Annotated in this window: 13 protein-coding genes; 1 reads left to right on the top strand and 12 read right to left on the bottom strand. The window is 68.5% G+C overall.

Annotated features, from left to right (window positions below):
* The 5 genes from A612_RS06830 to rpsP all read right to left on the bottom strand — a co-directional run.
* A partial coding sequence (locus A612_RS06830) for an NUDIX hydrolase (RefSeq protein ID WP_019373765.1) occupies positions 1 to 379 on the bottom strand: 379 nt, incomplete at its 3' end.
* Positions 380 to 528: 149 nt separating this feature from the next.
* Positions 529 to 921, bottom strand: coding sequence for a 50S ribosomal protein L19 (gene rplS, locus A612_RS06835; RefSeq protein WP_019373766.1), 393 nt, complete (start codon positions 919 to 921; stop codon positions 529 to 531).
* A gap of 142 nt (positions 922 to 1063) precedes the next feature.
* Complete coding sequence (trmD, locus tag A612_RS06840; RefSeq protein ID WP_019373767.1) at positions 1064 to 1834, bottom strand: tRNA (guanosine(37)-N1)-methyltransferase TrmD; 771 nt, start codon at positions 1832 to 1834, stop codon at positions 1064 to 1066.
* 21 nt (positions 1835 to 1855) lie between these two features.
* Complete coding sequence (gene rimM / locus A612_RS06845) at positions 1856 to 2428, bottom strand: ribosome maturation factor RimM (protein WP_040436263.1); 573 nt, start codon at positions 2426 to 2428, stop codon at positions 1856 to 1858.
* Between the two features lie 152 nt (positions 2429 to 2580).
* Entirely contained in the window at positions 2581 to 2850 is a 270-nt protein-coding gene (rpsP, locus tag A612_RS06850) for a 30S ribosomal protein S16 (protein ID WP_019373769.1), read from the bottom strand.
* 184 nt (positions 2851 to 3034) lie between these two features.
* Between rpsP and A612_RS06855 the strand changes: the two genes are divergently transcribed.
* Entirely contained in the window at positions 3035 to 3481 is a 447-nt protein-coding gene (locus tag A612_RS06855; protein ID WP_019373770.1) for an NINE protein, read from the top strand.
* 33 nt (positions 3482 to 3514) lie between these two features.
* Here A612_RS06855 and A612_RS06860 read toward each other — a convergent pair whose 3' ends face one another.
* The 7 genes from A612_RS06860 to A612_RS06890 form a co-directional block, all read right to left on the bottom strand.
* Entirely contained in the window at positions 3515 to 4525 is a 1011-nt protein-coding gene (locus tag A612_RS06860; protein ID WP_040436264.1) for an inorganic phosphate transporter, read from the bottom strand.
* Positions 4526 to 4573: 48 nt separating this feature from the next.
* Positions 4574 to 5221, bottom strand: a complete 648-nt coding sequence (locus A612_RS06865; RefSeq protein ID WP_019373772.1) for a DUF47 domain-containing protein — start codon at positions 5219 to 5221, stop codon at positions 4574 to 4576.
* Positions 5222 to 5441: 220 nt separating this feature from the next.
* Complete coding sequence (locus tag A612_RS06870; protein ID WP_040436266.1) at positions 5442 to 6179, bottom strand: ABC transporter ATP-binding protein; 738 nt, start codon at positions 6177 to 6179, stop codon at positions 5442 to 5444.
* Positions 6180 to 6191: 12 nt separating this feature from the next.
* Complete coding sequence (locus tag A612_RS06875) at positions 6192 to 6974, bottom strand: ABC transporter ATP-binding protein (RefSeq protein WP_019373774.1); 783 nt, start codon at positions 6972 to 6974, stop codon at positions 6192 to 6194.
* Between the two features lie 22 nt (positions 6975 to 6996).
* The gene (locus A612_RS06880; RefSeq protein ID WP_019373775.1) at positions 6997 to 8076 is read right to left on the bottom strand and encodes an ABC transporter permease subunit; all 1080 of its coding nucleotides are present in this window, start codon (positions 8074 to 8076) and stop codon (positions 6997 to 6999) included.
* Positions 8077 to 8098: 22 nt separating this feature from the next.
* A complete protein-coding gene (locus A612_RS06885) occupies positions 8099 to 9028 on the bottom strand; it encodes a branched-chain amino acid ABC transporter permease (protein ID WP_019373776.1) in 930 nt (309 codons plus the stop codon).
* A gap of 323 nt (positions 9029 to 9351) precedes the next feature.
* Positions 9352 to 9547, bottom strand: a 196-nt coding sequence (locus A612_RS06890) for an AAA family ATPase (protein WP_040436265.1), incomplete at its 5' end; no start/stop codon positions are given.

A 9547-nucleotide genomic window follows, 5' to 3' on the forward strand; every position in this document is an offset into this window, starting at 1 on the left:
GCCGCTCCAGCCCCACCTCCTCCTCGGCCTCGCGCAGGGCGGTGGCGATGGCGTCGCGGTCTTCGGGGTCGGTGCGCCCGCCGGGGAAAGCGACCTGGCCGGAATGGGTCGAGAGGTTGGTGGTGCGCTCGGTCAGCAGCACCGTCGGGCGCGGATGCAGCACGATCGGCACCAGCACGGCGGCATGGGCCGGCGCGCGGTCCATGAAGCGCGGTTCGCGCCGGATCTCCGGGGTCCAGGGCGGCGGCATGGCGAAGCGCCGGCGCAGGGCATCGGGCTGTTGCTCCGTGGGCGCCACCGGCGGCAGGTGGGCGTCCACACCGACGATGGGCACGGAGCGCGGATCGAAGACGGGCAGGCTCGGAGGCAGCGGTGGCATCGGTGGTCACGCCGGGCGGCACCCAGCGGCATCTCCCGGACACGGGGCAGGAAACGGGGTCGGGGGGCGCGGGCGGCTTCCCCATGAAAAAACCGCCACAGGCCGCAAGGCACTGTAGCGGTTTTTCTCGCGGCGGGCGCGGGCGGGACTCAGTCCACGGCCTGGGCGTTGCTGCTCAGGCGCACGCGCGAGGGCAGCTTCTCCTTAATGCGCGCCGACTTGCCGCTGCGGCTGCGCAGGTAGTAGAGCTTGGCACGGCGCACGTCGCCGCGGCGCTTGACCTCGATGCCGGCGATCAGCGGGCTGTAGGTCTGGAAGGTGCGCTCCACGCCTTCGCCGCTGGAGATCTTGCGCACCGTGAAGCCGCTGTTCAGGCCGCGGTTGCGCTTGGCGATGACCACGCCTTCGTAGGCCTGCACGCGGCGGCGCGTGCCTTCCACGACGTTCACGCTGACGATCACGGTGTCGCCGGGGCCGAACTCGGGAATGTTCTTGTTCAGGCGAGCGATCTCTTCCTGCTCGAGGGTCTGGATGAGGTTCATGATGGGTTCACTTCAACGATCTTGTCCGCGCCATGATTGGCTGGGCGCCCCGATTGGCGCCTTGTATGCCATGCAAGCAAGAGGCTGAGCGCGTGGTGCAGCTGTTTGCATGGCGGCCGGCCAGAGGATCGAAAACAGGCAATTATAGCAAGTCGCTGGCCTGGCGCAGGAAGGCTTCGTCCTGCGCCGACAGCCGCCCCTTGCTGCGGGCGGCCTCCAGCAGCTCGGGCCGATGGCGTGCGGTGGTCAGCAGGCGCTGCTCGCGCCGCCAGCGTTCGATGCGGGCGTGGTGGCCGGACAGCAGCGGCTGCGGCACCGGCGCGCCCTCCCAGACCTCCGGGCGCGTGTAGTGCGGGCAGTCGAGCAGGCCGTCGAGTTCCGGATGGAAGCTGTCGAACTGGTGGCTGCCGGCATCGTGCAACACGCCGGGCTGCAGCCGCGCGACCGCATCCAGCAGCGCCAAGGCCGCGATCTCGCCCCCGGAGAGCACGAAATCCCCCAGGCTGACCTGGCGATCGACATGGCGGTCGATGAAACGCTGGTCCACCCCTTCGTAGCGCCCGCACAACAGCACCGCGCCCCGGCCCTCCTCGCTCCAGGCCTGCACCCCAGCGTGCGTCAATCGCTCGCCGATGGGCGAGAACAACACCAGTGGCGCCTGCGCAGCCGCGGCCTCGGCGCGGTCGGCCCGGATCGCCTCCAGGCAGCGCGCCAGCGGCTCGGCCAGCATGACCATGCCCGGGCCGCCGCCGAAGGGGCGATCGTCCACCCGGCGGTAATTGCCCTCGGCAAAGTCGCGCGGGTTCCACAGGCGCACGTCGACCTGGCCACCGGCATAGGCGCGCCGCGTCACGCCGCTCGCCAGAAAGGGCGCGAACAGCTCGGGAAACAGCGTGATGACGTCGAAACGCATGGAGCGGCCGCCGCAGCCTGTTCAGAAATCCGGCTGCCAGTCCACCGTGATGCGCCGCTTCGCCAGGTCGACCTCGTCCACGAAGGCGGAGACGAAGGGAATCAGCCGCTCGAGCGGCTTGCCGTCCTGCAGGTGGTCGAGCACCAGCGTGGTCTGCGGCCCGGTGGGCAGGAGTTCGCGCACCGTGCCGAGCGCCACCCCCTGGCGGTTGACCACCTCCAGCCCGATCAGATCGACCCAGTAGTACTCGTCCTCGGCGGTGCGCGGAAAGGCCGAGCGCGGCACGAACACCCGCGCGCCGCGCAACCCTTCCGCGGCATCGCGGTCGTCGATCCCGTGCGCCCACGCGACCAGGGTGTCCGAATGCGGGCGCGCCTGGCGGATGGACAGCTGCACCGTCCCGGTGAAGGCGGTCTTGCCGCCGCGCAGCGCCGGCTGGAGGAACCAGGCGCGCGCCGACAGCAGCGCCTCGGCATCGCTGCTGAAGGGCTGCACCTTGAACCACCCCTTGACGCCCCAGGCGTCGGCGATGCGGCCGACCTCGACCGCATCCTCAGGCAGCTCAGCTGCCGGCAATACAGGCTGTTCGGGCATGGCAGGGGCTCATTCAAGGAAGCAGCACCCGCCCTGCGGGCGCCGCGGCAACGAAAAAGGGCGAGCCCGCCGGATGGCCGACGGGACCCGCCCATGGGAGCTGCCGGGAAGCCGCCGACGGGCGGCGGCCGAATCCCGGCGCAGTGCCCCGCTCAGGCCTCGGCAGCGGCAGCCGGCTGCTGCTTGGCGGCCTGGCGAACCAGGCGCTCGACGGTGGGCGAGGCCTGCGCGCCCACGCTCTTCCAGTAGCTCAGGCGGTCCTGGGCGATGCGCAGGGGCTCTTCGCCGCCCTTGGCGGACGGGTTGTAGAAGCCCAGGCGCTCGATGAAGCGGCCATCGCGGCGGGCGCGCTTGTCGGCCACGACGATGTTGAAGAACGGACGGCCCTTGGAGCCGCCGCGCGAGAGTCGAATCACGACCATGATGAATCCTTCGGGTGGTTGCGGCCGGGCAAATCCTCGCCTGCGGCCGCGGCGTTCTTGCCGCGTTTGAGACACGCAACTGGCCACCCGGCCAGCGACACGCGGTAAAGCCCGAAATTATAGCCGGGTCGCAGGCAGAGCGCGCGGGGCTGCACACCGCGCATGTGGCCAATAATGCGCAGCCATGAAGAACAAGACCCTCGCCACCTGGCTGGCCTTCCTGGGCGGGCCCCTGGGCCTGCACCGCTTCTACCTGCACGGCCCCGGCGACCTGCTGGCGTGGATGCTGCCCATGCCGACGGCGCTCGGGCTCTACGGCATCGAGCGCGTGCAGCAATGGGGGCAGGACGACCACCTGAGCTGGCTGCTGATCCCGATGCTGGGCTTCACCATCGCGGGCTGCGCCCTGCGCGCCATCCTCTATGGCCTCATGACGCCCGAGCGCTGGAACGCCCGCTACAACCCGCAGGCCGACCCCGAGGCCCCGCCGGGACGCACTCACTGGTTCACGGTGGTCGGCATCGGCCTGTCGCTGATGATCGGCACGGCGGTGCTGATGGCCAGCCTGGCGTTCAGCTTCCAGCGCTACTTCGAGTACCAGATCGAGGAAGCGCGCAAGATCTCCCAATAGGCGCCCGCCACCGCGCCGGCGCTGCGGCCCGGCTCAGTACAGCTGCAGGCTGACCCAGTAGGCGATGGCGGCCACGAAGGCGCTTGCCGGGATGGTCAGGATCCAGGCCCAGACGATGTTGCCGGCCACGCCCCAGCGCACGGCGCTGGCGCGCTGCGTGGAGCCGACGCCGACGATGGCGCCGGTGATGGTGTGCGTGGTCGAGACGGGAATGCCCAGCGCCGTGGCAAAGAACAGCGTCATCGCGCCGCCCGTCTCGGCACAGAAGCCGCCCACGGGTTTCAGCTTGGTGATCTTCTGGCCCATGGTCTTGACGATGCGCCAGCCGCCGAACATGGTGCCCAGCCCGATGGCCGCATAGCACGAGACGATGACCCAGAAAGGCGGGGCGCTGTCGCTGGCGGACGTGTAGCCGGTGGCGATCAGCAGCAGCCAGATGATGCCGATGGTCTTTTGCGCGTCGTTGCCGCCGTGGCCCAGGCTGTAGGCGCCGGCCGAGACCAGCTGCAGCCGGCGGAACCACTTGTCCACCCGGTTGGGTCGCGCGCGCCGGAAGGTCCAGGCCACGGCGATCATCATCAGCGAGCCCAGCAGGTAGCCGAGCAGCGGCGAGATGAAGATGAAGGCCACCGTCTTGAGGATGCCGGCCGCGACCAGCGCGCCCGAGCCGGCCTTGGCGATCACCGCGCCCACGATGCCCCCGATCAGCGCGTGCGAGCTGCTGCTCGGGATGCCGTAGTACCAGGTGATGACGTTCCAGGTGATGGCGCCCACCAGCGCCCCGAAGATCACGTGGGTGTCGACCACCCCCGGATCGACGATGCCCTTGCCGATGGTCGCCGCCACGCTCAGGTGGAACACCAGGATGGCGATGAAGTTGAAGAAAGCGGCGAAGACCACCGCCTGGGTGGGCTTGAGCACGCCCGTGGAGACCACGGTGGCGATCGAGTTGGCCGCGTCGTGAAAGCCGTTCATGAAGTCGAACACGATGGCCAGCGCCACCAGCATGACCACGATCCACAGGGCGGTTTGCATTGTTTCCATGATGGCACCGCAGGGCCGGCAGCAGCCCTGCTCGCTCCTTGGGCAGGATCAGGAGTTCTCGAGGATCACGCCCTCGATGTGGTTCGCCACGTCCTCGCAGCGGTCGGTCACGCTCTCGAGCAACTCGTAGATCGCCTTGAGCTTGATCAGCTCGAGCACGTCCACCTTCTCGCGAAACAGCTTGCCCACGGCGTTGCGCAGCACCCGGTCGGCATCGCCCTCGAGCCGGTCGACTTCTTCGCAGATCTTGAGTGCACGCTCGGCCACCGCCGGGTCGGCGATGCGTGCCAGCAGCTGGACGGCGTCGCGCACCCGCTCGCAGCACTCCAGGCTCAGGTCGGTGAGCAGCGAGACCTCTTCCGTCAGGTGTTGCAGGTCGTACAGCGCCATGGTCTCGGCCGAGTCCTGGATCAGGTCGGCCACGTCGTCCATGGTGTTGATCAGCAGGTGGATCTGCTCGCGGTCGATGGGCGTGATGAAGGTCTTGTGCAGGGTCTGGTTGACCTCGTGCGTGACCCGGTCGGCCGCGCGCTCGGCGTTGTCCACCTCCTGCGTGTGGCGGTCGCGCAGGTTGGCGTCGCCGTAGTGGGCCACCAGCTGCGAGAACGCCCGCGCCGCCTCGACGATGTGCTCGGCGTGCTGGTTGAACATCTCGAAAAAGTTGCCTTCGCGTGGCAACAGCTTGCCAAACAGCATGCGGGCTCCTGGAGGGGTAGGCGAAAAACGACAGGTCAGGGAGGTCGTGCGCGGCGCTGGCCCCTCGTGCGGGCCGGCCCGGGCGCTGGATGGGCGCGAGTTTAACCGCGTGCCCGGTGCCCCTTGCGGCGTCCGGAGCCGGCAGACGGCAAAGTTCCGCCCGGCCGTTCTTCCGGCGCCACGAAACCGGCGCAGGGGCGACGCGCCCCGCCGGCCGCCGTCACTCGCCCAGGTAGGCCGCGCGCACGCGCGGATCCTCCAGCAGCTCGCGCCCGCCCCCGGCCATGGTGATCAGGCCCGACTCCATGACGTAGCCGCGGTCGGCGATCGCCAGCGCCCGGCTGGCGTTCTGCTCCACCAGCACGATGGTCACGCCAAGCGCATAGACGTCGCGCACCACCTCGAAGATCTTGTCCACCATGATGGGCGACAGGCCCATGGAAGGCTCGTCCAGCAACAACACCTTGGGCTGGCTCATGAGCGCGCGGCCCATGGCGAGCATCTGCTGCTCGCCGCCGGACATGGTGCCGGCCAGCTGGTCCTTGCGCTCGCGCAGGCGCGGGAAGATGGCGAACATCTTCTCGACGTCGGCCTCGATGCCGGCCTTGTCGCGCCGCGTGTAGGCGCCCATCAGCAGGTTCTCGGTGATGGTCATGCGCGCGAACACACCGCGCCCCTCGGGCACCATCACCAGGCCCTCGCGCACCAGGTCCCAGGCGCCGCGCCCGCGGATGCTGCGGCCCAGGTACTCGATGTCGCCGTCGTTCATGATCAGCGAGCCGGTGATCGCCTTCATGGTGGTGGTCTTGCCCGCGCCATTGGAGCCGATCAGCGTGATCAGCTCGCCCTCGCGCACCTCCATGTCCACGCCCTTGACGGCCTGGATGCCGCCGTAGGCGACCTTCAGCCCGCGCACCTTGAGCAGGACCGGTCGGGAGGAATCGGCCGTTTGTGCCATGTCTGCCATTTCTCAGTGTCCCCCCGTGCCCAGGTAGGCCTCGATGACCTTCTCGTTCTTCTGCACCTGCGCAGGCGTGCCCTCGGCGATCTGCTTGCCGTAGTCCAGCACCGTGACGCGGTCGCACAGGCCCATGACCAGCTTGACGTCGTGCTCGATCAGCAAGATGGTGCGGTTGTCGTTGCGGATGCGGTCGATCAGCTCGCGCAGCTGCACCTTCTCGGTGGCGTTCATGCCGGCGGCCGGCTCGTCCAGGGCGATCAGCTGCGGGTCGGTGGCGAGCGCGCGGGCGATCTCCAGGCGGCGCTGGTCGCCGTAGGAGAGGGTGCGCGCGCGGAAGTCCGCGTACTGCGAGATCCCCACATATTCCAGCAGCTCGCGCGCGCGCTGGCGGATCGCCGCCTCTTCCTCCTTGAACGAGCGGGTGCGAAAGATCGCCCCGCCCAGGCCGGAGCGCGTGCGGATGTGCCGCCCGACCATCACGTTCTCCAGCGCCGTCATCTCGGCAAACAGCCGGATGTTCTGGAAGGTGCGCGCGATGCCGGCCTTGGCCACCAGGTGGACGGCGCGCGGCTCGTAGGGCTGGCCCGCCAGCTCGAAGCTGCCCGAGTCGGGCGTGTACAGGCCGGTGATGACGTTGAAGAAGGTGGTCTTGCCGGCGCCGTTCGGCCCGATCAGGCCATAGACCTGCCCGCGGCGGATGGTGATGCCCACGTCCGAGAGCGCCTGCAGGCCGCCGAAGCGCTTGGAGATGCCCGCGACCCTGAGCACCACGTCGGTGTTTGTGTCTGCCATGTCGTTGTACCGGTGTGTCTGCTCAGCTCTTCTGCACGAGGCTCTTGCCATGCTCGGGCGCGGGCCACAGGCCGCGCGGGCGCAGCAGCATGACGATGATCATCGCCAGCGCGATCAAGAGCTGGCGCAGGATGGAGGCGTCCAGGCGGCCGTCGGTCATGGCCTGCAGCGGCCCGGCCACGTAGCGCAGCACCTCCGGCAGCGCCGCCAGCAGCAGCGCCCCGAGGATCACGCCCGGGATGTGGCCGATGCCGCCCAGCACCACCATGGCGACGATCATGATCGACTCCATCAGGCTGAAGGACTCGGGCGAGACGAAGCCCTGGAAGGCCGCGAACATGGCGCCCGCGACGCCGCCGAAGGACGCGCCCATGCCGAAGGCCAGCAGCTTCATGTTGCGCGTGTTGATGCCCATGGCCTTGGCGGCGATCTCGTCCTCGCGGATCGCCATCCAGGCGCGGCCGATGCGCGAGTCCTCCAGGCGGTAGGACACGAAGATGGTCACCAGCACCAGCGCCAGGAACAGGTAGTAGTAGAGCGTCACCGAGCTGATGTCGTAGCCGAACAGCTCCAGCCGCCTGCCCAGGTCGAGCCCGAAGAACTTCACCGAGTCGATCTGGCCCAGGCCCTTCGGGCCGTTGGTCACGTTCACCGGATGGTCCAGGTTGTTCAGGAAGATGCGGATGATCTCGCCAAAGCCCAGCGTCACGATCGCCAGGTAGTCGCCGCGCAGCTTCAGCACCGGGATGCCCAGCAGCACCCCGGTGATGGTGGCAAGCACCAGCGCCAGCGGGATCACCGCCCACAGCGACATGTGCAACCCTTCCGGGAAGTGCGCCGCGAACCAGGCGAAGTTCTCCGCCAGGTGGGGCGAGGCCAGCAGCCCGAACATGTAGGCGCCGACGGCGTAGAAGGCGACGTACCCTAAGTCCAGCAGACCGGCGTAGCCGACCACGATGTTCAGGCCCAGGGCCAGCATGACGTACAGCAGCGCCAGGTCGACGATGCGCACCCAGGCGTTGCCGAAGTACTGCAGGATGAGGGGCAGGACCAGCAGCGCGATGGCGCCGAGGATCCACTGGGTCTTGCTCTTGCTTTGCATGATGGATGGCTCCGGTGCTCGCTCAGGCGCGGTCCGCCACGCGCTCGCCCAGCAGGCCCGAAGGGCGCAGCGTGAGGATGATGATCAGCACGATGAAGGCGAAGATGTCGGTGTAGTGGCTGCCCAGCACGCCGCCCGTGAGGGCGCCGATGTAGCCCGAGCCGATGGCCTCGATCAGGCCCAGCAGGATGCCGCCGATGACGGCGCCCGTGAGGTTGCCGATGCCGCCGAACACGGCCGCCGTGAAGGCCTTCAGGCCGGGCAGGAAGCCCATGGTGTGCTGCGCCGTGCCGTAGTTCGAGGCGTACATGATCCCGGCAATCGCCGCCAGCACCGCGCCGATGATGAAGGTGGCGGAGATCACCATGTCGGGCTTGACGCCCATCAGCGCCGCCACGCGCGGGTTCTCGGCCGTGGCGCGCATGGCGCGGCCCAGGCGGGTGTAGTTCACCAGGTAGACCATGGCCGACAGCGCCACCACCGTCACGCCCAGAATCAGTATCTGGGTGGTGGTGATGACGGCGCCGCCGATCTGGAAGGGGACGGGCGGCAGCAGCGTGGGATAGGGCTTGTAGTTGGGCTTCCAGATGATCATCGCCAGCGTCTGCAGCAGCAGCGACATGCCGATGGCCGTGATCAGCGGGGCCAGGCGCGGGCTGTTCCTCAGCGGCCGGTAGGCAACCTTCTCGATGGTGAAGTTCAGCGCCGCCGCCACGATGCAGGCAATCACGGTGGCCAGCAGCAGGATGAGCCAGCCGGGCGCGCCGGGCATGGCCTCGCGCATGAGGCCGATGCAGCTCCAGCTGGTGAGCGCGCCGATCATGAGCACCTCGCCGTGGGCGAAGTTGATGAGCTGGATGATGCCGTACACCATGGTGTAGCCCAGGGCTATCAAGGCGTACATGCTGCCCAGGACCAGACCGTTGATGATCTGTTGCAGCAGGATGTCCATAAGCTTGCTTCCTCGTTCGGTCTCTCGTCCGTGGCGCGCACCGGCCGCAGTCCGCGGCGCCAGTTCCTGCCCGGTTAATAAAAAACCCGGCAGGCAAAGGGTCTGCACGGGTTTCCTGGTGAAATTTTGTCACGGCCGGGACAGCCGCAGGCACCCTCGTTCGGCGGGGTTTTCCCTCGAAGCGGAAGGCCATCAGGCGAGCCCTGGGCCCATTAGAAATACTGATGGAGTCGCAAAAATCAGGGATTGCGCTGATTCACAACAGGGTCTGTTGCCGGGCCCATGGAAGCCGGGATGCGGACAGCGCGGGCCGCCACCCGGGCTCAGGTCGCGGCGTCGGCGTCGGGCGCGGCTGCGGCGTTGCGCGCGCGCAGCTCCTCGAGCTTCTGCCCGATCTTGATCTCCAGGCCGCGCGGCACCGGGGCGTAGAAGCCGGGCGCCGCCATGCCTTCGGGCAGGTAGCTGGCGCCGGCGGCAAAACCGTCCTGCTCGTCGTGCGCGTAGCGGTAGCCGCGGCCG

Origin of the sequence: Melaminivora alkalimesophila, assembly GCF_000282995.1 — a bacterium.
Lineage (GTDB): Bacteria > Pseudomonadota > Gammaproteobacteria > Burkholderiales > Burkholderiaceae_C > Melaminivora > Melaminivora alkalimesophila.